Source organism: Hyalangium ruber (assembly GCF_034259325.1).
GTDB lineage: Bacteria > Myxococcota > Myxococcia > Myxococcales > Myxococcaceae > Hyalangium_A > Hyalangium_A rubrum.
Genome location: NZ_JAXIVS010000001.1, coordinates 1,021,492 through 1,045,203, shown reverse-complemented (window position 1 = coordinate 1,045,203; position 23,712 = coordinate 1,021,492). Strand labels below are relative to the sequence as shown.

The window sequence follows — 23,712 nt, the reverse complement described above, 5'->3', positions numbered from 1 at the left end:
AGCGCTTCCTCCAAGGTAGGTCTCCCCGCCGGGATGGCGGTCCGGTGCGGCCTCCCTGCCTGCTGAGGGGACATGGAGGGAAGGGCTTGCGGCGGCTGAGTGGGTCGAGCAGCCTCCGGGCCCTTGTTGCCCTGGGAGAAACCATGTCGCGCCTTGCTCTCTTGCTCGCCCTGATGGCTGTTCCGGCGCTCGCCTCCGAGCCGCCCCTGCCTCGCCGTCCCGTCAACACCTACTCCATCGTGGCGAGGGATCCCGCGACAGGGGAGCTGGGCGTCGCGGTGCAGTCCCACTGGTTCTCCGTGGGCGCTGTCGTTCCGTGGGCCGAGGCTGGAGTGGGGGCCGTGGCTACTCAGTCCTTCGTGGATCCGTCCTACGGAAAGCTCGGACTGGAGTTGATGCGCCTGGGCCGGGCGGCGCCGGATGCGCTCAAGGGGTTGCTCGTGGCGGACAGCGGCAGCGCCGTGCGGCAGGTGGCGATGATCGACGCCCAGGGCCGCGTGGCAGCCCACACGGGTGAGCGCTGCATCGTCGCCGCTGGCCACATCGCCGGGGAGAACTTCTCCGTGCAGGCGAACATGATGGACAAGGACACCGTGTGGCCGGCCATGGCCAAGGCGTTCCGGGAGACGAAGGGAGACCTCGCGGCGCGCATGATGGCCGCGCTCGAGGCCGCCGAGGCCGCAGGAGGGGACATTCGTGGCAAGCAGTCCGCGGCCCTCATCGTCGTCTCGGGCAAGTCCACGGGGAAGGCCTGGGTGGATCGCAAGTTCGACCTTCGCGTGGATGATCACCCCAAGCCCCTGGAGGAGCTGAAGCGGTTGCTCACGCTCCAGCGGGCCTACAACCTGATGAACGAGGGAGACCTCGCCATCGAGCGCAACGACACGAAGGCCGCCTTGGAGGCCTACTCCGCCGCCGAGGCGCTGGCTCCGGGCAACGCGGAGATGGTGTTCTGGCACGCCGTCTCACTCGTTAACGTAGGCCGGGTGGACGAGTCGCTGCCGCTCTTCCAGAAGACGTTCAAGATGGACGCGCGCTGGCGCGAGCTGCTCATGCGTCTGCCCAAGGCGGGGCTCTTGCCGGACGACCCAAAGCTGATGTCCCGGCTGACGGGCTCAGGAACTCCGGGCAAGAAGTAGGCGGTCAGCCCGAGGTCAGGCGCTTGCGCAGGGTGTGGAGTGCCGCCAGCCACAGCCGGGCCTCGTTGCGCGTCAATCGTGAGCGCCGCAGCGGGGCGAACAGGTCCCTCAACCCTGTCCGTCCCGGGTGTTCGTCGACCAGGAAGCCTCCGGCCTTCAGCGTTTCCGACAGTGTCTCCTCCACCCGCGCCAGCTCTGTGTCCGAGGCAGCTACCGGCAGCGGTGCCGGAGGTGGAGGCGCCGCCGCGAGGGAGGCCATCCGCACCTCATAGGCGTACAGCAGCACCGCCTGGGCCAGGTTGATGGACGGCTGCGAAGGGTCCGTCGGCACCGCAGACAGATCGTGGCACCGCTCCACCTCCGCGTTCGTCAGCCCGCTGCGCTCATCCCCGAAGACGACCGCCACGGGGCCCTGGGCCGCGCGGGACACCAGCTCTTCTCCTACTGCCCGGGGTGACAGCCGCCGCTTGCCCTCCACCTTGCGCGAGCTCGTTCCCACCACCCACACACAGTCGGCCACCGCTGCGTCCAACGTGTCCGCCCGTCCAGCGCCGTCCAGCACGTTCTCCGCGTGGACCGCCAGACGCCGTGCCGGGCCCAGGTCTTCTGCTTCGGGCCGTACCCAGGTCCACTCGGCCAGGCCACAGTTCTTCATCGCCCGCGCGGCGGCGCCAAGGTTCTCCGCGTTGCGCGGACGCATGAGGATGAAGCGGATGGGCAGCACCATGGATTGCTCGCCTGGGCAGAGTGTTACGTTCGGCTGCCTATGAGCAAGCTCCATCGCCTGTGGCCGTTGGTATGCGGCGCGTTAGTTGCTTGTGCGACGACGCAGCCTCTCGTGGATGAAGGGGGCGAAGCGTCAGTTCCGCTTCTCTCCTTCGAGGAGGCGTGCGGGGAAGAGGGGAGTCTGCTGGCGGTATGCGGCGCGGAGCAATGCGCGGTGTACCGGTGCCGGGACGTGGCCGAGGAACCGCTGTCGGGCCGGGTGGTGCGCGCAAGGGGGACGGGCTTTGGCCGAGGCTCGGGCTTGGCCAACAGGTATTGGGGGAGCGCGCAAGGGCCGCTGAAGAACACACAGGCGGTGTTCATCATCCCGTGGGGTCCGAGATCTCAGCAGGAGCTGTCTCCAGGGCAGAAGCTGCTGCAGGAGGACACGAAGACAAAGCGCACCCAAGTCTACGAAAGGCACCACATCTTCCCGAGGGAGTTCGAGGAGTGGTTCGAGGAGCGGGGCATCGACATCGACCAGTACACGCTGCCGCTGGAAGTCGAGAAGCACAGAGACATCCACCGAGGCGCGCAAGGTGGGCCGTGGAATGCGGCGTGGAGGAGGTACGTCGAGAAAAACCAGGGTGCATTGAAACCCGACGTCATGAAATACGCGGGTCAGCTCATCTACGAGTTCGAGCTGTTCGGCGTGGTCGTTCCGTACAGGCCTCGGGGGATTCCGCCCCCGGCCGTCGGAGGGTACTGAGGAGCGATGCGATTCTTCTGGCTGCGTGATGTCCAGGCTCGACGCTACTCGGCCTCCTATACCGCCAGGCACAAGTGGGGCCTGCCCGGGGTGCATTGCCCCAGGTGTGAGGGCACCTGGTCCATGGCTGGAGATGCCTACCCTTCCGTGGACTTGTCCCACTTGCCCGGCTCAGAGAAGTACGCAGCGCGGTTGGAGGAGGATTATGCGGAGTTCGAGCGGCTGCGCGAGCAGGTGCGGCCGTTGGTGCCTCAGGGCGTCCACCTCTGGCCGGGAACCAAGTTCGGTCCCATGGTGGGCACTGCCCAGGGGGAAGTCGGTTCCATCCTCCTGCACAATCCGTGGGAACTGTTGATGCGGCGCGAGGCACTGGAGCACCTCCAAGCGGAGGGTGTGCGAGGTCTCAAGGGCATCCGCACGGAGCTGCGCTTCCGCAAGAAGAGCCCACCTGAGTTGTTGGAGCTGGAGCTGCTCCCTCGGGGTTGGCTACATCGGGACTGCCTGCCCTCGGATCGTCCACCTCCATGCGAGAAGTGTGAGCGGGACGGTCTCAATCTTCCAGAAGAGCCCATTCTCGACGCAGCCTCGCTACCCCAGGACCTGGATGTGTTCCGGCTGGCGGGCTTCCTGACGATGATCATCGGCACGGAGCGCTTCGTGGAGGCGGTGCGAAGCTTGGGCGACGCGCAGGACGTCGTCTTCCGCGAACTTCCCCTGAGGTAGCCCTCAGCGCGCCTACCCGGTGTGCCCGGTTGACCACTGGCAGTACGGGCGCCTAGCGTCCGCCGCCGGTCATCGCCCGAGCGGGGTGGGGGGCTGTGTGTGGCTCCCCAGACACCGTGCGGGCCCTGAGACGCGCGGGGGGCGCCCTCGGGCCGTGGGCATGTGGCCACACCTTCCCCTCGCTCGCGGCGCCGGGCCTCCGGCACGCGGCGTGAAAAGTCGATGACGTCCTTCGGAGGAAACATGGGTCCGCAGTCAGTCGTGACGCCGAGTCCGCTTCGCTCCGCCCGTGCGCGGTGGCTGGTCGCGGCGCTGTTGGTGGGCACCGCGCTCGCCGGTTGTAAGAAGGAAGAGCCAGGGGGCTCCACCCCCGCAACGCCCACTCCGGGCACTTCCACGTCCACGCCCCCCGCGCCCAGCGGGAGCACCCCCCAGGGGCCGCAGGCGAGCGTGGAGCCCCCCAAGCCCGAGTCGTTCACCCCCTCCATCAAGGAACTGGGCCCCGAGGGTGTCGTCCCCGAGCAGGTGGTGTTCGAGTTCACCCGCAACGTCGACTACTCCGACGGCGAGGGGAAGAAGGGCACCGTCATCACCTTCTCGCCCGAGGTCTCGGGCCGGATCGAGCACTACCGCACCGCCTCCGTGCTCGTCTTCAAGCCCACGGACAGCTTCGAGCTGGGCAAGACGTACACCGTCACCCTCGAGTCCGTGGAGACGCCCTCGGGCCTGGTGAAGGCTCCCTCTCCCGAGGCGTGGCGCCACACCTTCACCACCCCGAACTTCGCCTTCGTCCGGATGGCCCCGCAGCAGGTGGACACCGTCAAGGGCCAGGTGTCCGTGGAGCTCGTCTTCTCCGGCCCGGTGGACGTGGCCGCCGTGAAGCGCTTCGGCAGCTTCCAGGTGGAGGGCAAGCCCCTCTCCGACGTGAAGTTCAGCACCCACGCCAACAGCCGCTACATCATCAACGCGCAGCTCTCCAATTCGCAGCTGCGCCCGGGCGCTACCGTGCGCTTCGCGCTCAAGCCGGGGCTGACCTCGCCCAAGGGTGGAGGTAAGGCGCCCGCGGCCGAGGACACCTTCGAGCTGCTGGGAGGCAAGCGCCTGGACATCACCGGCGTCGCCGTCAGCGAGGGCAACACCGGCTTCTACCTGGAGGTGAGCTGCCGCGACGTGGAGATGGAAGCGCCGCCCAGCCCGGACCAGGACGAGTACGACGACTACTACTACGACAACAGCAACCAGGGTTGCACCCTGGATGATGGCGTGGCCGCCGACGCCATCCGCTTCACCCCGGCCGTGAAGTTCTCCACCTCCCCGTCGCGGCGCGGCTTCCGCATCTTCGGAGACTTCAAGCGCGGCACGTACACGATGAAGCTCGCCGCGGGCACCCTCTCGGAGGGTGGGGGCCGGCTGCTCTCCAACTTCGAGAACCGCTACTCCATCAGCCCGCGCAAGCCGCAGGTGGGCTTCACCTCCGCCGGCCGCTACCTGCCGCGCAACGCCTGGCGCAACCTGCCGCTGACGCACCTCAACGTGGACTCGGCGGAGCTCGTCATCCGCCACGTGCCGCCCGAGAACCTCGTCTTCTGGATGAGCGACGACAACCGGGAGGCCGCCGACGAGCGCACCTCCAACGTCCTCATCAAGAAGACGATCCCCCTCAAGGGCGCCGATGACACGCTGACCACCACCTACCTGGACGTGGCCAGCATGGTGCCGGCCACCACCAAGGGTGTGGTGGATATCTCCGTCAGCCGGGACGAGGCGAAGGCCGGCGCGCGCATTCTGCTCACCAACCTGAGCCTGGTGGCCAAGCGTGGAGGAATCGTCACCGGTTCCCAGCCGCAGGAGGAGATCCGCGTGTGGGCGCTCGGCATGGAGTCCACCGAGCCGCTGTCGGGCGTGGAGGTGACGGCGGTGAAGAAGAGCGGGCAGGTGGTGGCCCGCTGCACCACCAGCGGCGCGGATGGATGCCAGCTCCAGGTCCCCGCGCAGACGGTGGACGCGAGCGCCCCGTTCGCCCTCATCGCGCGCAAGGACGAGGAGCTCACGTACCTGAAGTACAGCGAGCTGAAGACGGAGATCGCCAACTCGGACGTGCAGGGCGAGCCGTACCGCGCCCAGGCGGCCTACCGCGCCTCCATCTACTCGGACCGGGGCGTGTACCGGCCGGGGGACACCGCCCACGTGGCGGCGGTGCTGCGCGACGCGGAGAACAAGGCGCCGGCGTCCGGCATGCCGGTGGAGCTGCGCGTGATTGATCCGCGTGAGCGCGAGTTCAAGAAGGTGACGGTGAAGACGAACGAGGCGGGCCTGGTGGCGCTGGATGTGCCCTTCGAGGCCTTCCAGGACACGGGCAGCTACCGTGTGTCGCTGCGCGTGGCGGACCGCGAGGTGGCCTTCTACGGGCTGCAGGTGGAGGAGTTCGTCCCCGAGCGCATGAAGGTGACGGCGAGCGTGGACAAGCCCGGCTACGCGCAGGGCGCTCCGGTGCCGGTGAAGGTGGAGGCGGCGTACCTGTTCGGCGGCTCGGCCGAGGGCAGCCCGGTGGAGGTGACGTGCCGGCTGGAGCCCTCCGACTTCAAGCCGAAGGAGAACGCGAACTTCACCTACGGCGTGTGGCGGCAGAAGGCCACCGAGGCCAAGGCCGTCACCCTGGGCCAGGTGAAGGCGGACCTGGATGCCAAGGGGCAGGGGCTGCTGGACTGTCCGGCGCAGCAGGCCACGGGTGGCTTCAAGGGCCCGGCGAAGCTGGTGGCGCAGGTCAGCGTCTTCGAGGCGGGCAGCGGCCGCTCCACGTTCGGCGAGGCCACGGTGCCCATGCACCCGGAGGCCTACTACGTGGGGCTCCAGTCCGGCGTGCAGAAGGTGACCGCGGGCAAGCCCTTCACCGTCACCGGCGTGGTGGTGGACTGGGAGGGCCGGCCCGTCATCGACGCCAAGAGCGTCAAGCCGCTGGACGTGGAGTACCTGCGGCTGGAGGAGGAGTACGGCTACTACTATGACGAGTCGGAGGGCTATGAGCGCTACCAGCGCTACCTGCGCCCGGTGCGCGAGGGCCGCGGCGTCGCGAAGGTGGAGGGCGGCAAGTTCCAGCTCCAGGTGACGCCGGCGCAGGACGCCGCGGGCTACATCGTCCGGGTGCGCTCCGGCGGGGCGCAGACGGACCTCCAGCTCGAGGGCCAGGGTCGCTATTACTGGTACGGCGAGGGCGAGGCGCGCGTGGACCAGACGCCGCGCCCGCTCAAGCCCTCCTCCATCGCCCTGGAGCTGCCGCGCCTGGGCAAGGTGGGCGAGGCCGTGAGCGTGAAGTTCAAGGCTCCGCACCGGGGCCGGGTGCTGCTCACCGCGGAGACGGACCAGATCATCGCCGCCGAGTGGAAGGCGGTGGAGCCGGGCGAGGTGACGTGGAGCTTCACGCCCAAGGCCTTCGCTCCCAACGTCTACGTGAGCGCCTTCCTGGTGAAGGATCCGCACCTCGAGTCGGCCGAGGCCTTCATGCCGGACCGGGCCTTCGGCGTGGGCAACGTCATGCTGGAGCCCACCGAGTTCACCCAGGCGGTGAAGATGGACGTGCCCAAGGAGGTCCGCTCCAACAGCGCCCTCACTGTGAACCTGGACCTGGGCCCGGTGGAGGGCCCCACCTTCGCCACGGTGGCGGTGGTGGACGAGGGCATCCTCTCGCTCACGCGCTTCCAGAGCCCGGATCCGCTCAAGGAGCTGTTCGCCAAGCGCGCCCTGGGCGTGGAGACGTACGAGACCATCGGCTGGACGCTGCTGGTGCCGCCAGGAGGCAACTCGCGCTCCACGGGTGGTGACGAGGGCGGCGCGGCGGGCCGGGTGCAGCCGGTCAAGCCGGTGGCGCTGTGGAGCGGCGTGGTGGCGGTGCCGGCCAGCGGCAAGGTGAGCATTCCCTTCCAGCTTCCGTTGTACCGCGGCGCGGTGCGGGTGATGGCCGTCACCACGAGCCCCAAGCGCGTGGGCAAGGCCAGCGCCCAGGTGGTGGTGAAGGACCCGCTGGTGCTCCAGGCCACGCTGCCGCGCTTCCTCACGCAGAACGACGAGATCCAGATCCCCGTGTTCCTCACCAACCTGTCGGGCAGCGCGCAGGACGTGAAGGTGACGCTCACGGCGGAGAACCTCCCGGTGCCGGGCCTGGCGATGCCGGCGGGCGCCATGAGCTCGCCGCTGCAGATGCTGGGCAAGAGCGAGGGCCGGGTGCGGCTGGAGGACGGCAAGGCCACCACGCTCGTCTTCCAGGCGCGGGCGGCCACGGCGGTGGGCGCGGCGCGGCTGAAGGTGACGGCCGAGGGCGGCGGGCACACGGCGTTCGAGCAGCTCGACGTGCCCATGCTGCCGGCGGGCCCGCGTGAGCGCCTGGTGCAGCGCATCGAGCTGGCCCAGGGCCGCACGGATCTGGCGCAGTACCTCCAGGGCTGGGTGCCCACCACCGAGCGCAGCACGTTCTGGGTGACGACCAACCCCTACGCCGAGTCCATGCAGCACCTGAGCTACCTGGTGCGCTACCCCTACGGCTGCATCGAGCAGACGACGTCCTCCACACGCCCGCTGCTGTTCGTCTCGCAGCTCATGGACAACGTGGACCCGACGGTGACGGCCAACAAGAAGGTGGAGGACATGGTGATGGCGGGCATCAACCGCCTGCTCTCCATGCAGACGCCCTCGGGTGGTTTCGCCTACTGGCCCGGCAACACCGAGCCGGTGGCCTGGGGCACCGCCTACGCCACGCACATGCTCCTGGATGCCCAGAAGCTCAAGTACCCCGTGCCGCAGGACCGGCTGGACGACGCGCTGGCGTGGATGGGCCAGGAGCTCAACCGCAAGGAGGGCGGCGTCAAGGACAACTATTACGGCCACGAGGCCGAGCCCTACATGCACTACGTGCTGGCGATGTCCGGCAAGGGCCGCAAGGCGCGGGTGCAGAAGCTCATCGACGGGCTGGCGGCGAAGAAGACGCTCGAGGGCGAGGAGCGCGAGCACGACCACATGCTCAAGGCCGCGCTCTACCTGGCCGGAGACCGGCGCTATGAGAAGGAGCTGCGCACGCCGGACCTCTCGCCCGTCACCGACGAGCGGCGCAACAACTGGTCGTTCTACTCGGACCGCCGCCGCCGGGGGCTCATGCTGAGCACCTTCCAGGACCTGTTCGGCAACGACGCGGCGGGAGAGCCGCTGGCCAACCAGGTGGCGCAGGCGCTCCAGGGGCACTCCAGCTACTGGTACACCACGCAGGAGCTGGTGTGGGGCATCACCGGCCTGGGCAAGCGCGTGTCCGGCGCGGCCTCCAGCTTCACGCCGCCCACGCTCATGGCGGACGGCAAGGAGGTGGCGGCCCAGGTGAAGGAGAACGCGAAGACGGCCCGGGCCTCCGACCGCACGTGGGCGCTGGCCCGCGCCAGCGAGCGCAAGGGGCTCACCCTGGATCTGAAGGAGAAGGGCGAGGGCAAGCTCTACCTCATCGTCAACAGCGACGGCGTGCGCACGAACAGCACCGTGAAGACGGGCGGGCAGGGACTGGCGATCAGCCGCTCGTACCGCAAGCTCGACGGCTCGACCTTCGGCGTGGGCGATGCGGTGAACCTGGCGGACATGGTCTACGTGGAGATCTCCATCAAGAACACCACCGGCGAGCGCGTCCAGAACATCGCGCTGGTGGACCGGCTGCCGGCCGGCTGGGAGATCGAGAACGCGCGCCTGGGCCGTGGGGGCAGCGTGGAGTGGGCGAGCGCCGATGAGATGTGGAGCGCCGACTACGTGAACATCCGCGATGACCGGATGGAGGTCTTCGGCAGCCTGGAGTCGGGCGAGACGAAGAAGGTGGTGTACGCGGTGCGCGCGGTGACGGCGGGCAAGTTCACGCTGCCGGCGGTGGAGGCGGAGGCGATGTACGACCCCCGCATCTGGGCGCGTGATGCGGGCCAGTCGGTGGAAGTGTCCGGCCCCTGGAAGGACTACCTGCTGTAGCGCGAACCCATGCGTCTTCCTCGCATCACGAAGAGACGGCTTGCCGTGGGGCTGATGCTCCTCCTCACCCTGGTTGGGGTGGGGCTGGCAGCGGCGTGGCTCGTGCCGCTGCCCGCACGGTTGTCGTCATCGCACTCGGTCGTCATCGAGTACCGGGACGGCACGCCCGCGCACGTGTTCCTCGCGCCGGACGAGCGCTGGCGCGTGCCCACCCGGACGCAGGACGTTGACCCTGCGTACCTCCGGGCGCTGCTGGCCCTGGAGGACAAGCGCTTCCCCTGGCACCCCGGGGTGGATCCGTTGGCCGTGGGGCGCGCGGTGGTGTCCAACGTGATGAAGGGCCGCCGGGTGTCGGGGGCCTCCACGCTCACCATGCAGTTGGTGCGTGTGCTGGAGCCCCGGCCTCGCACGCTCACCTCCAAGGTGATCGAATCCTTCCGGGCGATGCAGCTCGAGCTGCGCATGTCCAAGGAGGACCTGCTCGCGGCCTACCTCCAGTTCGTCCCCTACGGGCGCAACGTGGAGGGGGTGGAGGCCGCGGCGCTGGCCTACTTCGGGCACCGCGCCACGAACCTGAGCCCCGCGGAGATCGCCACCTTGCTGGCGGTGCCGCAGAACCCGAACCGGCGCTTCCCCACGCCGGAGAACGCGGCGCGGCTGAAGGCGGCGCGGGACGAGGTGGCGCGGCGGCTCCTGGAGGAGGGTGCGCTGCCGCTGGGGCCCACGGGAGCGGCGGCGGCCCCCGAGGCGGTGCTGGCCGAGGTGCGCTCCACTTCCGTGCCGAAGACCCTGACGGCCTTTCCCCGGGAGGCGCCTCACGCGGCCATGTGGCTGCGGGCACAGCGGCCGGACGAGTCCCGGCTGCGGACCACGCTGGATGCGGGCACGCAGCGGCTGGCCGAGCGGCAGATGCGAGACGCGGCGGCGGAGCTGGCCACGCGGGGCGTCCACAACGGGGTGGCGGTGGTGGTGGACCACGAGCGTGCGGAGGTGCTGGCGCTGGTGGGCAGCTTCGACTTCTTCGACAAACGGCACGGCGGGCAGATCATCGGCTTCGCCACGCCGCGCTCGCCCGGCTCGGCGCTCAAGCCGCTGCTCTATTCCATGGCGATCGACCGGGGCGTGGCGCTGCCGGAGTACCTGGTGGCGGACATCCCCGAGTCCTACGGCGGCTACATGCCGCGCAACTTCGACGGGCGCTTCATGGGGCTGGTGCGCATGGAGTACGCGCTGTCCCAGTCGCTCAACATCCCCTTCGTGCGGCTGCTGCGGAGCCTGGGCGTGGAGCGCTTCCTGGGCACGCTGCGGATGGCGGGCGTGGACAGCCTGCGGCCCGAGCCGGGCTACTACGGCCTCTCCGCGGCGGTGGGAGGCTTGGAGGTGACGCCGCTGGAGCTGGCCGGGCTGTACGTGGCGCTGGCGCAGGATGGGCGCTCCCGCCCGCTGAAGGTGCTGGAGGACGGCAAGCCGGACACCGAGCCCCGCGAGCTGTTCACCCCCGGGGCGGCCTGGCTCACCCGGCGGGCGCTGGCGCTGAGGGACCGGCCGGACTTCCCCTCGCGGCGCAAGCTCACGGGCATGCCCGCGCAGGTGCATTGGAAGACGGGGACGAGCTTTGGCCACCGGGACGCGTGGGCGGCGGGCTCGGGGCCTCGGCACACGGCGGTGGTGTGGCTGGGCAACTTCGACAGCTCACCCAGCGTACACCTGGTGGGCGCGGATGCGGCGGGGCCGATCCTCTTCGACCTCCTGGAGGCGGTGGGGCCTCGTGGGAAGGCCTCGGAGAGCGAGGACTCGGTGCCTCCGTCGGACCTGGCCCGGGTGGAGGTGTGCGCCTACTCGGGGCACCTGCCCACGGACGCGTGCTCCGACCGACGGGAGGTGTTCGCGCGGCGCTCGGCGGTGCCCACGCAGCCCTGCCCCTATCATCAGAAGGTGGAGGTGGACGCGAGGACGGGGCTGGCGGTGAGCCCTGTGTGCCGGGCCGGACGCGAGGTGGAGGAGCGGATGTACCTCACGTGGCCGGCGAGCATCCGCCGCTGGCTGACGGAGCAGCACCGCAGCCTGCCCACGCCTCCCGCCTACGCGCCCGGGTGCGAGCCGGGCGGCGCCGAGCACCCGCCGGAGATCCTCTCCCCGGCCGAGGGGCAGGTGGCGCTCCTCATCCCCGGCGTTTCTCCAGAGCAGCAGGAGGTACCGCTGGAGGCCGAGGCCGCGCATGACCGGGAGCTGACGTGGTTCGTCAACGGGAGCTTCCTGGGCAAGGCCCGCGCGGACGAGCGGCTGTGGTGGACGCCCGCACCCGGCACGCATGAGATCCTCGTGTCCGATGACCGGGGTCTCAGCTCTCGGCGGCTGCTGGTGGTACGCCAGCGTCGCTGAGGCTCAGGCGGACTCGCGGACGAGGTAGGTGGCGCGGCGGGCCTGACGGTCGACGCCGGTGAGCGTGAAGGTGGGGCTCTGCGCGCCGCGAATGAGCTCCGCCGACGCATCCAGGAAGCCGCGCATGAAGTTCGAATCCACGCCGGGGTGGCCGCCCAGGGCGGCGTGGAACTCCGGGAGGATCTCGACGCTCACCTCGAAGCCCCCACCGGGCAACTCGTTGGCGTGAGCCGCCAGGAAGTTGCCGCCCGTGCGGAGGGCTCTCGCCAGGTTGCCCACCGCGCGCTGCCAGCCCTGCACCCGGAGGTTGGCGAAGAGCGCCTTGCCCATGTTGGTGTGGGCGTAGCCGTGGGCGATCTTCTTGCCGATGGCGTACAGGGCCTCGGTCTGGGGCTGGTCCGGGAAGAGCAGCTCCGAGCAGGCCAGCACGACGTCGTACCAGACGGTGAGGGGGTAGGCGACCATGAGGGACTGGCTCAGGTCGATCCCCGCGGCCTCGATGCGCCGCAGGGCCGCGTCATTGAGCCGCCCCTGCATGGCGTAGACGATGAGCGCCTCCAGCATCTGGCTGAAGACCACGGGCTCGTTCTGGGGAGAGGCCGCCATGGGGGAATGCTGGTGAGTCGGGTTCCGGGCTGTCAAGGCTTGGCTGCGGGATGCGCCGGATGGTCTATGGTCCGGCGCTACCCTGCTGGAGGAGGTGAAGACGATGGCCAATCCGATTCTAGGAACGACGCTGATGTCCGTCCCGGTGACCGCGCTCTACGGAGCCTTCAGTGCCCTGATCTTGGTGGCGCTGGGCATCAACGTCAGCCGCGTGCGAGGCAAGTACAAGACGTTCCGCGGTGACGGAGGGCATGTGGAGCTGCAAGGGGCCATCCGCGCGCACGGCAACGCCACGGAGCACGTGCCGCTGATGTTGATCCTGCTGCTGGTCGCCGAGCTGTGCGGGGGGTCTTCGACGGTGCTCCACATCTTCGGTGGGGCGGTGGTGGTGGCGCGGCTGCTCCATGCGGGCGGTCTGATGGGGAGCATCCAGGCGGCACAGATCTCTGGCGCGCTGGGGACGTACCTCATCGAGGCGGGCCTGGCGATCTACGCCCTGGTGCTTCGTCCCTGGGGCTGACCTGGGGCCCCGACACATTCCGATTTGCTGGACAGGGCAGTCCAGAATCATTAGGTTTCCAGCATGGCGAGGTCCAAGGAATTCGACCGCGATGAGGCGGTGAAGCGCGCGATGGCCGTCTTCTGGGAGAAGGGCTACGAGGCCACCTCGACCGACGACCTGTTGCGAGCGATGGGCATTGGCCGCCAGAGCATGTACGACACCTTCGGCGACAAGCACCGGCTCTACCTGGAAGCGCTGCAGCGATACCAGACGGATGGGCAGATCGAGCTGTTCGAGCGGTTCCGAGCCTCCGCGTCACCATTGGCGGAGCTTCGGGAATTCCTGGTGGCTATCTCGAACGGCTCCCCGGCCGAGCGCATGCGTGGCTGCCTGGCCGTCAACGCGGCCACGGAGTTCGGCCGGGTGGATCCCGAGGTCGCGATGCTGATCGACGCCGGCACCACGCACTGCGAGGCGGTGTTCGCTCGGGTGGTGCAAGAGGCCAAGAAGAAGGGCGAAGTGGGCTCGGCGGTGGATGAACGGGCGGCGGCGCGCTTCATCCATTCGACGATCCGAGGGCTGCGTGTCAGCGCGAAGGCAGGAGCAAGCCGTGAAGCGCTTCGCGACATCGCCTCGTTCGCCATCGCGGGCCTGAAGGGCGCGTGACAGCAGGCCCGGCACAGCGCCGGGCTCTTTTTTTGAGTTGTTCTGGACTGATTAATCCAAAAAGGAGAAAGACATGAACCCTGAAGCTCCCTCCCATTCAGGCACCGTCGCGCTCGTCACGGGTGGTTCACGCGGCATCGGCGCGGCAATCGTGCGTCGGCTGGCAAAAGACGGCGCGGCGGTGGCCTTCACCTATTCGTCATCGCCAGAAAAGGCGGAAGAGGTGGTGCGTGAGGTCCAGGCCGCTGGGGGCAAGGCCCTGGCGATCCGCGCCGACAGCGCCGATGCCAAGGCGGTCCAAGCGGCGGTGGATGAGACCGTGCGAAAGTTCGGCCGCCTGGATGTGCTGGCGAACAACGCGGGCATCCTGCGCCTGGGCACCGTCGATGAGTATTCGCTCGAGGACTTCGATCGCATGGTGGCGGTCAACGTGCGCGCGGTGTTCGTCGCGGCACAGGCCGCCGCGAGGCACATGACCCGGGGCGGGCGCATCATCACGATTGGGAGCATCTCCGCGGTGCGTGCGGCCTTCCCAGGCTCCAGCGTCTATTCGATGACGAAGTCGGCGGTGGCGGGCATGGTGCGCGGCCTGGCGATCGATCTGGCACCGCGCGGCATCACCGTGAACAACGTGCAGCCCGGCCCGACAGCCACGGACATGAACCCCGAGGATGCGCCGTACTTGGAGGCCGTCAAGGGCATGATGCCGGTGCGCCGGCTGGGGGGGGCTGAAGAGATCGCCGGCATGGTGGCGTACCTGGCCAGTCCCGAGGCGGCCTTCGTGACCGGCTCGAGCCTGACCATCGACGGTGGTTACATCGCCTGAGGTGTCGAGCGCGTGTAACCTGTCGCGCTCATGTCGTCCCCAACTCCTCCGCGCCCCCAGACCCTGAAGGCGCGAGCGCGCCTCATCCTCCTGGGAGTCGGTACGCTCGCCGTGCTCGCCCTCGTGTTCTTCCTGAGGCGCTCGGGAGGGAGTGAAGGCGCGGAAGCCGCCGAGCGCAACACAGGGGCGGCGGCCAGCACGGCGGGGCAGAGCCAGGGCGGGCTGAAGGCAGGGGCCCCCGCTGGCTCTCCACAAGACAAGGGCAGGGCGCCGTCCACGCCGGCCACGGGGCCTCGCAAGCCAGAGAACCTGGCGGAGCTGGGCTGGGGCAGCGGTCCTTCCCAGCTCGGGCGAGAGCGCCTGCAGGAGGGCAACCCCGAAGCGCCCATGTCCATGACGGTGGATCCGTTCGGCAACGTCATGGTGCTGGATCAGGTCAATGGCCGGCTCCTGCGCATGGACTCGGAGGGCAAGGTCCAGGGCACCTTCCCCCTCACCCAGCAGACGCCGCAGGACATCGCCGTGGCCAGGGATGGCACCCTGGTGGTGCTCGACCGGCTGAGGGACAAGACGGTGGCCATCCTGGACCCGGCCACGGGCGCGCTGCGAGGCGAGCTGCCCGTGGAGGGCAAGGGCATCGACGAGCCGGGCCTGGTCACCGGCACGTTCGTGGATGGGGACTCGGTCTATGTCGAGCGGGAGCACGGCGCGCTGATCCGCATCGGCGACACCTCGGGCCGGGCCGACGCCGAGCGCCCGGAGATCCCCGGCCGCCCCACCCGCGATGGGCGCTCCTACCTGCTGGCCGGCATCATCGATAGGCGCGAGGGGCGCGTCTTCGTCAACGCCGTCGACCGCCAGAGCGGTCAGCACCGCTACACGCGGGAGTTCCGGCTCCGCTTTCCGCTGCTGACCATCGCCTTGCTCGACTCGGATCTCTCCGGCGTCATCTACCTGGGCGTTACGGGAGAGCTACCCACCGGGAAGGCCGAGCCCGCCTCCCAGCTCGGCCTGCGCGTCTTCTGCCTCGAGCAGCTGGACGGCAAGGTGCTCGGGCAGACGGATCTGCCCATCAACGCCATGCCCGAGGAGACTTTCCGAGACTTGGCCGTGCTGGATGAGGGCGGCGTGCTCTACCGCCACATCACCGAGGCCGGCGTCACGCTGATGCGGGCGAGCTGCCGCTAGAAGTGGCGGATGGCGTGGTAGGCGGTGGTGGCCGTGCGGCTGTTCTTCACGCAGCCGTACGCGCAGCCCTTGCACTCGTGCGCCAGGATGTTGCCCCAGCCATCACCGGACTCGTAGACGAAGGTGTGGCCGGCCGAGCCGTCGTTGTAGACGAGGGCGTCCGCCTTCAGCAGGCTGTCGCGGGAGATGGTGGACCACTGGCTGCTGTCGACGTTGAAGTGGATGGTGCCGTAGGGGTGGGAGTCGGTGGCGACGTTGGTGTTGCTGCTGGGCACCTGCCACACCTTGGCCAGGAAGCCGGAGCAGTCCGCGCCATAGCTGCCGGTGTGCGTGCAACTGCCGCAGTTGCCCGAGCACGAGCCCGCGGCCTGGTTCGGCTTCCAGGCGCCGTGGCCCCACCAGTAGGAGAAGCCCACGCCTCCGGGAGCGCCCTTCGTGCCGCCCTCGGCGCGGGCGATGGCCTCATTGCGCACCGAGGCCGTCTGCGTCACCACGCTGAGGTAGGTGCCCGAGGCCCAGCCCACCACGCCGCCCCAATACACCCGGTACCAGCCGCCGCTGTCGCAGCTCGGGTTGTCCCAGGTGATGACGGAGGAGCCCTGCGGCATCACCGCGATGATGCCGTAGCTCGTCGCCGGCCCGGAGCGCAGGTTCAGGCTGGTGGCCGTGGTGGACAGCATGGACTTGTAGCCCAGGCACCCGGTGAGGGCGCTCTCACTCGTGGCGAGCGTCTCATCCACGCCCTTCAGCTCGACGCTGTCCACCGAGGACTCGGCGCCGCCGCAACCGGCTGCGATGAGGGACAGGACCGCCAGACACTTCAGGAGATTGCTGCCCATGCGTGCTCCCGGGGAACAGGTTGTCGCTGGAATCGCCGGAAAGTAGGACAAACACTCTCCGTGCGACAACCTCTTCTTCCAGTCACTCTGACCTACGGGAGGGAATGGCTCAGCGGAAGACTGAAGCGGAAGGTGGCGCCGTGGCCCAGCTCGCTCTCCACCCAGATGCGTCCGCCATGGCGTTCGATGATGTCCCGGCAGATGTAGAGCCCCAGGCCCAGCCCTCCGAAGCCCGAGATGGGAGCGTTGCGCGCCCGGAAGAAGCGCTCGAAGAGCTGCGCCTGCTGATCCGCCGGGATGCCGATACCGGAGTCCGAGACCGAGACGATCGCCTCGGAGCCGGTTCGCGTGAGCGCCACGTGGATGGGACCTCCCTGAGGGCTGTACTTGAGGGCGTTCTCCAGCAGGTTCGTCAGCACCTGGGCGATGCGTCTGCGGTCTCCTTCGACGAGGAGCTCCTCCGGCCACTCCTCGTGTACCAGCCGGTGGTGGCTGGAGGGCGGACGGAACTCCGCCAGGACCTCGCGGACGAGCGCCCGGAGGGGCATGGGCCCGCGCACCACCGACAGCTGTCCCGCTTCGACCTGGGAGGCGTCCAGTAGATCGGAGATGAGCCCCGAGAGCCGGGCCACCTGGGAGAGCGCCTTCTCCGCGAGCTGGGGCGGGACGGGGTGCCCCGAAGCGCACCGCTGCTTGAGCACTTGCAGGTGGATCTTGAGGGGAGTGAGGGGAGTCTTCAGCTCGTGCGAGGCGATGGAGAGGAAGTCGTCCCGGATCTGGATGGCCTCGTGCGCCTCGCGCAACAGCCGCTCGCGCTCCTCCTGCGCGCGTCGCTCCTCCGTCACCTCGACCACCACGGCGCCCACGCCCACGATTCCGCCGCGCGGAGTCCGGATGGGGTAGTAGCTGACACGCCAGAAGCGAAGTGCGCCCGGAGTGGCGGGGACTTCTCCTGTCAGGTCCAGTCCGATGATGGGCTGGCCAGTCTCCAGGACCTGGCGCATGAGGGGCTCGACGGCGGCCGCCACGTGCGGCGTCATCTCGCGGAGCGTTCGACCCAGCTCCTCCTCTCGGCGGTGGCCGTGGAGCCCGGCCAGGGCGTCGTTGAGCCGGATGTAACGCAGGTCGCGGTCGAGGAAGCCCATGCCCATGGGCGCGTTGTTCAGGAAGGTGTCGAGCAGGGCGAAGGACTCCTCCAGCTGCGCGCGTGCCCGCTGCTCGGCCTCCAGCAACCGCTCCTGCGCCGCTTTGGCATGGCGCTCCTCGGTCACGTCTCGGTAGCTCCAGACGCGGCCGATGATGGTGTCTCCCAACCGTTGGGGCAGCGAGGTGCGCTCGAGGATGCGCCCGTCACGGAACTCGATCGTGTCGACATACTCCTGGTCGGAGACCTTGAACATCTCCTGGAGCTGCGCGACGAACCGCTCCGGCTCCTTCACGAGGGGCGCGGCGGCGGTGACCGATGCCATGGCGTCGAGGCCCGTGAGCAGGAGGTCATCGGGGAGTCCCCAGAGCCGCTGGAACCGCTTGTTGTAGGTGTTGATCCGTCCGTCCCGATCCACCGCGACCACGCCATCCGCGGTGGAGTCGAACGTGGCGCGCAGCAGCGAGACCGTCTGCTCCTGCTTCTCCCGGGCCTGGCGCTCCGCCGTGATGTCGCGGTAGCTACAGATGCGGCCGATGATGGTGTCCCCCAGCCGCTGGGGCCGCGTGATGCGCTCGAGGATGCGCCCGTTGCGGAGCTCGACGAGGTCGATCCCCTCCAGCTCGGGATCCGCGTAGATTTCGCGGACTCGCGCGGTGAAGCCCTCCGGATCCTTGACCAGGGGGAGTGCGAGACCGAGGGGCTTCTCGAGGTGCGGCTCCCCTTGCAGCACCTCGTCGGGGAAGCCCCAGATCTCCTGGAACTGCTTGTTGTAGGCGGTGATTCGCAGGTTCCTGTCCACCACGAACACGCCATCCGTGATCGAATCGAGCGTGGTGCGGAGCAGGGAGACGGTGCGCTCCTGCTGCTCCAGGGCCCGGCGTTGTTCGGTGATGTCCACCAGAAGGCCCCGGAGTCGGGTGGGGTGGCCTTCCTCGGCGAGTACCTTGATGGTGTTGCGTACCCAGACGGTGCCGCCGTCGGCGGCCACCATGCGGTATTCGAGCGCATAGGCCCTGCCCTCGCGGGTCCCCTTCTGACAGGATGCTTTGACCCAATCCCGATCCTCCGGGTGGAGGTGATTCACCCAGAAGTCCGGCTCCCGCCTCCACTGCTCGGAGGGATAGCCGAGGAGGCGCTCGGCCTGCTGGCTGATGAAGGTGATGCGGAAGTTGCTGGCAACGGCTTCCCAGACGACGCCATCGAAGGTGTCGATGAGCTCCTCGTACCGCTGCTGGAGCTGGGTGAACTCCAGGGCCAGCTCCTCGCGGAGGGCGGGGCCTGTCTTCGAGTTCTCGTCCGTGCTCAGGCAGGCACAGGCCCCCAGGAGCTGGCCTCCCTCTCCGAAAACAGGAAGGACGGGGGCTCTCACCTGAGCGGTCATGCCCACTGCCGCCTTGCCAGTGAGGGCGATGTCGAGTGCTTCCAGGAGCCAGGGGAGCGTGCCAAGCACTTCCTTGGCAGAGCGTCCTTGAGGGGCCTTGCCGGTCCACCCGCTGGCGAGCGTCAGTGCTTCATCCACTCGGGCGATGCGCTGGTGACGGTCGACAATCAACGTGGCGTGGAGGGAGGTGCCTACCTGCAGGAGCGTCTCGGGAAAGGGGGGGAGGGCAGCGTGAGAGGCGTCAGGCGAGAGGGGACCATCATGCGATGCCTCGCTCCCATGCATGTTGGCGGTCCTCATGCGTGCCTCACCCTCGGTGACCCGTTGGCCGCGTCCCTACGATGAAGGTGTAACACCCCCCTGGCGCTATAAAGTCGGGCTCCTTCTGAGAGGGCAGGCGCTCCTGAGGACGGAGAGGCGCATCGGCGCGCTGCCAATGGAGAGGGTGGTCGGTTGCTGGAGGCGGCCCTTGGCTCGCGCTTCCATCGGAACCGGAGGCCGCTGGAATCCCAGCGGCCTCCGGTCCCGGCCAACCTGCGCGGCTATTGATTTACAACCCGAGAGTTCGGCTCAGTATCGGCCCGTCAGGGTAATCCCCGACGCCGCGGCGTAGCCGTAGAGCCGCACGTAGTAGGTGCCCGCCGCCGGAGAGTAGATGGTGCAGACCTCGGTGTTGGTATTGCCCGCGGACTTGCAGTCATGCATGGCCTCGGTCGGCGTGTAGCCGGAGCGCACATACAGGTCCGCGTCACCCGTTCCGCCGGTGGTCTGGAACGTCACGCTCGACATCCCGGCGGGCACGGTCAGCTTGTAGATGCAGCTCCAGGCCTGAGACGCCGCGCTGACCCCGGTCTTGGGAGTGCCATTGGAGAGCGTATCGGTGACGTTGCAGCTCGTCGGGGAAGAGTTAGGGGTGTACGAGCCCCTCAGGCTGATGCCCGTCGAAGAGCCGTAGCCATACATCCGCACGTAGTAGGTACCCGTCACCGGGGCGGCGATGGTGCAGGTCTCGGCGCTGGTGCCGCCCGCGGACTTGCAGTCATGCGAGCTCTCCGTCGGTGTGGTGCCGAACTTCACATACAGGTCCGCATCACCCGTCCCTCCAGTGGTCTCGAACTTCAGGTCCGTGGCCCCCGTGGGCACGGACAGCGTGTAGATGCAGGACCAATAGCCGGCCACCGTGGTGACGCCAGTCCTCGTCACGCCATTGGAGAGGCTGTAGGTGGTGGTGCAGCTCGCCGGGGGCGGGGAGCCAGGGGTGTACGAGCCCTTCAGGGTGATGCCCGAAGATGCGGTGTAGCCGTAGAGCCGCACATAGTAGGTGCCGGTCTGCACGGTGGTGGGGCTGCAGGTCTCGACGCTGGTGCCGCCCGCCGACTTGCAGTCATGCTCGCTGCTCGTCGGTGTGGAGCCGAACTTCACATACAGGTCCGCGTCACCCGTCCCGCCGGTGGTCTCGAACTTCAGGTTCGTGGCTCCCGCGGGCACGGCCATCGTGTAGATGCAGGACCAACCCTGATCCGCCACTCCGAGCCCGGTCCGCGACGAGTTGTTGGAGAGCGTATAGGTGGAGCTACAGTCCGCGGCGCTCAGCTCCACTTCGTTCAGCGGTTCCTGGGCCACCTGGAACTCCTGTCCTGGCTCCGCGGACTCCAGGACCACTTCCTCATCGCCGGCCATCTCGGGACCACAGGCCACGAGGGCCGTCAGGCACGACATCATCACTGTCTTCGCAAACGTAGGGTTCAATGCTGATCTCCAAGAGTGTCGGAGCTGCGTGCTCCGTCCGCCGCTGAGCTTTTCGTCGCGGCGAGACAGCACCCTGATGCATCGGTCTGACAATTCGTAGCACTCGCGGGCCGAGGGAAATCGCCTCTTCTCCATCCCATCGAATGTCTATGTTTTCTCAACTCACAAGACCCATCCGGGAGGGGATGAGGCTCACTTCACTTTGCGAGCCCCAGGGCGCCGGCGGACATTGTCTTTGAGAGGGATTGGACGCCGGCTCCAGTCAGCCGGTACGCAAGGCTCTGGTGACCTCGAAGAGGGAGTCTGTATTCGTCCCAGGGCGGCGCTCTGGGACAGGCGCGCAGCCCCCGAGCCAGTCCCATTTCTCTCCCTCCCAGAGCTGCTCGCGCCAGTTCAGGCGCGCCGCGGCTTCGCGTGCTTTGGCGCCGTGAGCGATGAGCGCCCAGCCCACCCGAGACTGCTTGCACTCCCCGCTCTTGAACTTCAGCAGCCGGCGCTGTCCGCGTGCCTCCTCGAGGTCCGCGTCCCAGAGCGCCTGATGCTTGGGTCCTGCTCCCTGGTAGTCCACCCGGTTCCGGTCACACCAGGCGATGACATCCTTCGCCCGGACCAGCTTGGTGCCCTTGGACAGTTCCGTAACCGCGGCCACGAGGAGGGTGGAGGTGAGGACACGCATGGGAGGTTCACCTGGGCTGGGAGCGATGGTGACCAACCTACAGCGTGAGCCGAGTGGGAATGGCCATGAGGCCTTCATCTCTTTGTCATGGTTCTGTCATGACGCCGATCCACTGGCGCACGATGGCCTCCAAGGCCGCTCGCTTGGCCTTGACGTCCTTGCTGTCCCCCAAGGTCACGAGACAGCGATCCTTGGCGAGCCACTCGAGCAGGCCCTCGGGATCCTCGATCTTCAGCCCCTTCTTCGCGGTGTCCTTCACCTTGGCGCCCGTGTGGAGGATGAGCCGGACGCGGTCCTGGGGGCGCAGGTTGAACGTCGCGAAGTGGTCTGTTGTCCGGAAGCTCGGCGCGTTCCATTTGATCCCTTCGCTGATCTCGGGACTGATGCCGAGGATGATCTTCCGGACCGCCTCGATCTCCTTCTTCATCGGATGATCCAGCGCGCGCAGGAACGTGGGGACGTCGGGCTCTGTCTGCGAGCCCTGGGTCGGCTTGGCGGGCGCGCGCTTCGTCTTGGGGGGCATGCGTGTTCTCCAGGGTGTCAGCGGGCCTCCCACTCCCGCTCGCCACGAACGTAGCGCTGTCCTGCCGGCAGGGGGCCGTAGAAGAGCAGGTCGAAGACGCCCACCACGCCCACCCCGTCGAACACACCAATCTCGCCCTTCTCCGGGAACCTCAGGCCCAGCTCCGCCGCCATCAGGCGCAGGGTCTGTTTCGGCGCGAGCGTCACGTTCGGGAGCACGGCGCCCGTGGGCTGCGCCACCAGTGAGGCCAGGCTCACGCGCAGGTTGGTGGTCAGCGTCTTACCGCCCAGGGACACGGGCTGATTGCCTCGGTTGCCCAGGACGATGAAGCCCGCGCGCGGGTCGAACTCCTCGATGACGAGCCCCGGCTTGCGCGCCTCATAGCGCTTCAGCTCCGCGAGGACGAACTGGCGGCGCTGGGTGACGAAGTCACGCATGAAGGTCCGGCCGGCCCGGAACTTCTCGTAGCTCATGAACGGATCGCCCTTCATGTGCGGATCCACCAGCGCGTGGAGCGCGTCGATGTGCGGGTGCATCACCTCCGGCCTGAAGAGCTCGTCCAGCGCCTTGTGGAGACGGGCCTCCAGTCGCTCGCGCAGCTCCGGGTTCATCACCACGCGAGTGCCCAGGTTGGAGAACACCGGCAGGTAGCCCGGGTACTCGTTCTTGCGCCGGTTGTACATCGTCTGCGTCCACCCATCGGTGATGGTGAAGGGGAAGAGCGGGTGGTCGACGAGCGGCTCCGCGCCTTGCAGCGGAATGGTGTGCCACCAGCGCGCATCCACGTTGTTGAGGTCCCACGGCACGTAGGCCCAGCGCCCCGTCACCCGGTCGTGGATGAAGTAGCTCTCCGAGTCCTCCACGTAGTTGTTGGCCATCAGCGCGTCCATCACCATCGAGCGCAGCAGCCACTCCACCTCCAGGTGCTCCCCCAGGGTGGCGGCGAACTCGGGCTCGGGGGTGTGGTTGATGATGTCCAGGACCTTGTGGAGCTCGGTGTCCGGCTCCTTCTCGTTCGTCTTCTTCACCCAGTCGCCCTGGTAGGGCACCTTCCACGTCTTGAACTCGGAGTCCTTCCAACCGCAGCGATAGATGCTTGCGTCGTCGTCATCGAAGTCGTGCGCATCGAGGAAGGACTTGTTCACCTGCTCGATGTCGAGGAACGGCCCCTGGTACACGCCGTTGAGCCGGATGCGGACGAACTTCGCGCGTGGGGCGGGCACGCGCATGGCGGCCAGCACGTCATAGGCGAGCTTTTCGGCCAGCAGCGAGGCGTCGGCGTACTCCGCCACGAGGTTGAGGGAGGTACGCCCCTCGAACTTGGTCCCCTTGGGGAAGCTCACGTTCCAGCTCCGCTTGGGGAAGTAACGCGCCGAGGCCCCGCGCAGGCGCACTTTCACGTTGTAGCTGGTGCCTCCGGCCTTGAAGACGGCGTCCTGTTCCTCGGTCCACACGTCCTGCTCGAACTTCCGCATCGCCTCGGGGGGAATGAGGAGCTCGTATTCCTGCACCGACGCCTGTACCGGGGGCAGCTTGAAGGGCTGCTCGAGCTCCGGAACGGGCGGCGGTGGAGGAGGAGGCGGCGGCGGTGGAGGAGGAGGCGGCGTTTCTGGCACCGGGGGCGGATCGACCACGGGCGGTGGGCCCGCGGGGGGCTTGGGCGCCTCGGGAGGAGCCGGTGGCCCCTCGTTTTCCACCAGAGGCGTATCACCAGTCAGAGGAGGGCCATCGCCCGTGCCCCCGACCTGGCAAGCAAACAGGAGGGGCAGGCAAGCGGACAGGAACAGTCGCGAGAGTTTCATCGAGCAACCGTTCAGCAAGGCGTATGCCCTGCCGTACAAGAGGTCCGCTCCTCTATCCGAGCCTAAGAGAGGCAAAGGTGTCGGTCAGGCACGTGCGCGGCGCT

General features: G+C 68.2%; 17 protein-coding genes. 9 read left to right on the top strand and 8 right to left on the bottom strand.

From position 1 onward, the window contains the following. Positions 1 to 143: 143 nt before the first annotated feature. Positions 144 to 1,139, top strand: a complete 996-nt coding sequence (locus tag SYV04_RS04245) for a DUF1028 domain-containing protein (RefSeq protein ID WP_321544283.1) — start codon at positions 144 to 146, stop codon at positions 1,137 to 1,139. A 4-nt stretch (positions 1,140 to 1,143) separates the two neighbouring features. Here the strand turns inward: SYV04_RS04245 and SYV04_RS04240 are convergent, their stop codons facing one another. Then, a complete protein-coding gene (locus SYV04_RS04240; protein WP_321544282.1) occupies positions 1,144 to 1,866 on the bottom strand; it encodes an RNA methyltransferase in 723 nt (240 codons plus the stop codon). A 39-nt stretch (positions 1,867 to 1,905) separates the two neighbouring features. Here SYV04_RS04240 and sitA6 point away from each other — a divergent pair, with 39 nt between their 5' ends. The 4 genes from sitA6 to pbpC all read left to right on the top strand — a co-directional run bounded on the left by sitA6 (position 1,906) and on the right by pbpC (position 11,703). Next, on the top strand, positions 1,906 to 2,613 hold the full coding sequence (sitA6, locus tag SYV04_RS04235) for a SitA6 family polymorphic toxin lipoprotein (RefSeq protein WP_321544281.1): 708 nt from the start codon (positions 1,906 to 1,908) through the stop codon (positions 2,611 to 2,613). A gap of 6 nt (positions 2,614 to 2,619) precedes the next feature. Beyond that, entirely contained in the window at positions 2,620 to 3,336 is a 717-nt protein-coding gene (gene sitI6 / locus SYV04_RS04230) for a SitI6 family double-CXXCG motif immunity protein (RefSeq protein WP_321544280.1), read from the top strand. 243 nt (positions 3,337 to 3,579) lie between these two features. Beyond that, positions 3,580 to 9,321, top strand: a complete 5,742-nt coding sequence (locus SYV04_RS04225; protein WP_321544279.1) for an alpha-2-macroglobulin family protein — start codon at positions 3,580 to 3,582, stop codon at positions 9,319 to 9,321. Between the two features lie 9 nt (positions 9,322 to 9,330). Then, positions 9,331 to 11,703, top strand: a complete 2,373-nt coding sequence (gene pbpC, locus SYV04_RS04220) for a penicillin-binding protein 1C (protein WP_321544278.1) — start codon at positions 9,331 to 9,333, stop codon at positions 11,701 to 11,703. Between the two features lie 3 nt (positions 11,704 to 11,706). Here the strand turns inward: pbpC and SYV04_RS04215 are convergent, their stop codons facing one another. Continuing rightward, complete coding sequence (locus SYV04_RS04215) at positions 11,707 to 12,309, bottom strand: DUF2378 family protein (RefSeq protein ID WP_321544277.1); 603 nt, start codon at positions 12,307 to 12,309, stop codon at positions 11,707 to 11,709. 103 nt (positions 12,310 to 12,412) lie between these two features. Here SYV04_RS04215 and SYV04_RS04210 point away from each other — a divergent pair, with 103 nt between their 5' ends. The 4 genes from SYV04_RS04210 (at position 12,413) to SYV04_RS04195 (ending at position 15,491) form a co-directional block, all read left to right on the top strand. Further along, positions 12,413 to 12,829 carry an MAPEG family protein gene (locus SYV04_RS04210; RefSeq protein WP_321544276.1) on the top strand — a complete coding sequence of 139 codons (417 nt, stop codon included), beginning with the start codon at positions 12,413 to 12,415 and terminating at the stop codon, positions 12,827 to 12,829. 63 nt (positions 12,830 to 12,892) lie between these two features. Further along, positions 12,893 to 13,477, top strand: a complete 585-nt coding sequence (locus SYV04_RS04205; RefSeq protein WP_321544275.1) for a TetR/AcrR family transcriptional regulator — start codon at positions 12,893 to 12,895, stop codon at positions 13,475 to 13,477. A gap of 73 nt (positions 13,478 to 13,550) precedes the next feature. Further along, the gene (locus tag SYV04_RS04200) at positions 13,551 to 14,303 is read left to right on the top strand and encodes an SDR family oxidoreductase (RefSeq protein WP_321544274.1); all 753 of its coding nucleotides are present in this window, start codon (positions 13,551 to 13,553) and stop codon (positions 14,301 to 14,303) included. A gap of 30 nt (positions 14,304 to 14,333) precedes the next feature. Next, positions 14,334 to 15,491, top strand: coding sequence for an NHL repeat-containing protein (locus tag SYV04_RS04195; RefSeq protein WP_321544273.1), 1,158 nt, complete (start codon positions 14,334 to 14,336; stop codon positions 15,489 to 15,491). Here the strand turns inward: SYV04_RS04195 and SYV04_RS04190 are convergent. From SYV04_RS04190 to SYV04_RS04165, 6 genes are all read right to left on the bottom strand, one after another. After that, positions 15,488 to 16,330 carry an SH3 domain-containing protein gene (locus SYV04_RS04190; RefSeq protein ID WP_321544272.1) on the bottom strand — a complete coding sequence of 281 codons (843 nt, stop codon included), beginning with the start codon at positions 16,328 to 16,330 and terminating at the stop codon, positions 15,488 to 15,490. The genes SYV04_RS04195 and SYV04_RS04190 overlap by 4 nt on opposite strands. Positions 16,331 to 16,422: 92 nt before the next feature. Next, positions 16,423 to 19,158: a PAS domain-containing sensor histidine kinase gene (locus tag SYV04_RS04185; protein WP_321544271.1), complete on the bottom strand. Its 2,736-nt coding sequence runs from the start codon at positions 19,156 to 19,158 to the stop codon at positions 16,423 to 16,425. Positions 19,159 to 19,428: 270 nt separating this feature from the next. Further along, complete coding sequence (locus SYV04_RS04180; RefSeq protein WP_321544270.1) at positions 19,429 to 20,607, bottom strand: PPC domain-containing protein; 1,179 nt, start codon at positions 20,605 to 20,607, stop codon at positions 19,429 to 19,431. A 262-nt stretch (positions 20,608 to 20,869) separates the two neighbouring features. Further along, a complete protein-coding gene (locus SYV04_RS04175) occupies positions 20,870 to 21,283 on the bottom strand; it encodes a hypothetical protein (RefSeq protein WP_321544269.1) in 414 nt (137 codons plus the stop codon). Positions 21,284 to 21,368: 85 nt separating this feature from the next. Beyond that, on the bottom strand, positions 21,369 to 21,806 hold the full coding sequence (locus SYV04_RS04170; protein ID WP_321544268.1) for a DUF1801 domain-containing protein: 438 nt from the start codon (positions 21,804 to 21,806) through the stop codon (positions 21,369 to 21,371). 17 nt (positions 21,807 to 21,823) lie between these two features. After that, positions 21,824 to 23,608 carry a CotH kinase family protein gene (locus SYV04_RS04165; protein WP_321544267.1) on the bottom strand — a complete coding sequence of 595 codons (1,785 nt, stop codon included), beginning with the start codon at positions 23,606 to 23,608 and terminating at the stop codon, positions 21,824 to 21,826. Positions 23,609 to 23,712: the final 104 nt, after the last annotated feature.

Bases quoted from the DNA above. Each gene is read 5' to 3' on its own strand.
- SYV04_RS04245 (WP_321544283.1), top strand. From the start codon at position 144: ATGTCGCGCCTTGCTCTCTTGCTCGCCCTGATGGCTGTTCCGGCGCTC.
- SYV04_RS04240 (WP_321544282.1), bottom strand. From the start codon at position 1,866: ATGGTGCTGCCCATCCGCTTCATCCTCATGCGTCCGCGCAACGCGGAG.
- sitA6 (WP_321544281.1), top strand. From the start codon at position 1,906: ATGAGCAAGCTCCATCGCCTGTGGCCGTTGGTATGCGGCGCGTTAGTT.
- sitI6 (WP_321544280.1), top strand. From the start codon at position 2,620: ATGCGATTCTTCTGGCTGCGTGATGTCCAGGCTCGACGCTACTCGGCC.
- SYV04_RS04225 (WP_321544279.1), top strand. From the start codon at position 3,580: ATGGGTCCGCAGTCAGTCGTGACGCCGAGTCCGCTTCGCTCCGCCCGT.
- pbpC (WP_321544278.1), top strand. From the start codon at position 9,331: ATGCGTCTTCCTCGCATCACGAAGAGACGGCTTGCCGTGGGGCTGATG.
- SYV04_RS04215 (WP_321544277.1), bottom strand. From the start codon at position 12,309: ATGGCGGCCTCTCCCCAGAACGAGCCCGTGGTCTTCAGCCAGATGCTG.
- SYV04_RS04210 (WP_321544276.1), top strand. From the start codon at position 12,413: ATGGCCAATCCGATTCTAGGAACGACGCTGATGTCCGTCCCGGTGACC.
- SYV04_RS04205 (WP_321544275.1), top strand. From the start codon at position 12,893: ATGGCGAGGTCCAAGGAATTCGACCGCGATGAGGCGGTGAAGCGCGCG.
- SYV04_RS04200 (WP_321544274.1), top strand. From the start codon at position 13,551: ATGAACCCTGAAGCTCCCTCCCATTCAGGCACCGTCGCGCTCGTCACG.
- SYV04_RS04195 (WP_321544273.1), top strand. From the start codon at position 14,334: ATGTCGTCCCCAACTCCTCCGCGCCCCCAGACCCTGAAGGCGCGAGCG.
- SYV04_RS04190 (WP_321544272.1), bottom strand. From the start codon at position 16,330: ATGGGCAGCAATCTCCTGAAGTGTCTGGCGGTCCTGTCCCTCATCGCA.
- SYV04_RS04185 (WP_321544271.1), bottom strand. From the start codon at position 19,158: ATGAGGACCGCCAACATGCATGGGAGCGAGGCATCGCATGATGGTCCC.
- SYV04_RS04175 (WP_321544269.1), bottom strand. From the start codon at position 21,283: ATGCGTGTCCTCACCTCCACCCTCCTCGTGGCCGCGGTTACGGAACTG.
- SYV04_RS04170 (WP_321544268.1), bottom strand. From the start codon at position 21,806: ATGCCCCCCAAGACGAAGCGCGCGCCCGCCAAGCCGACCCAGGGCTCG.
- SYV04_RS04165 (WP_321544267.1), bottom strand. From the start codon at position 23,608: ATGAAACTCTCGCGACTGTTCCTGTCCGCTTGCCTGCCCCTCCTGTTT.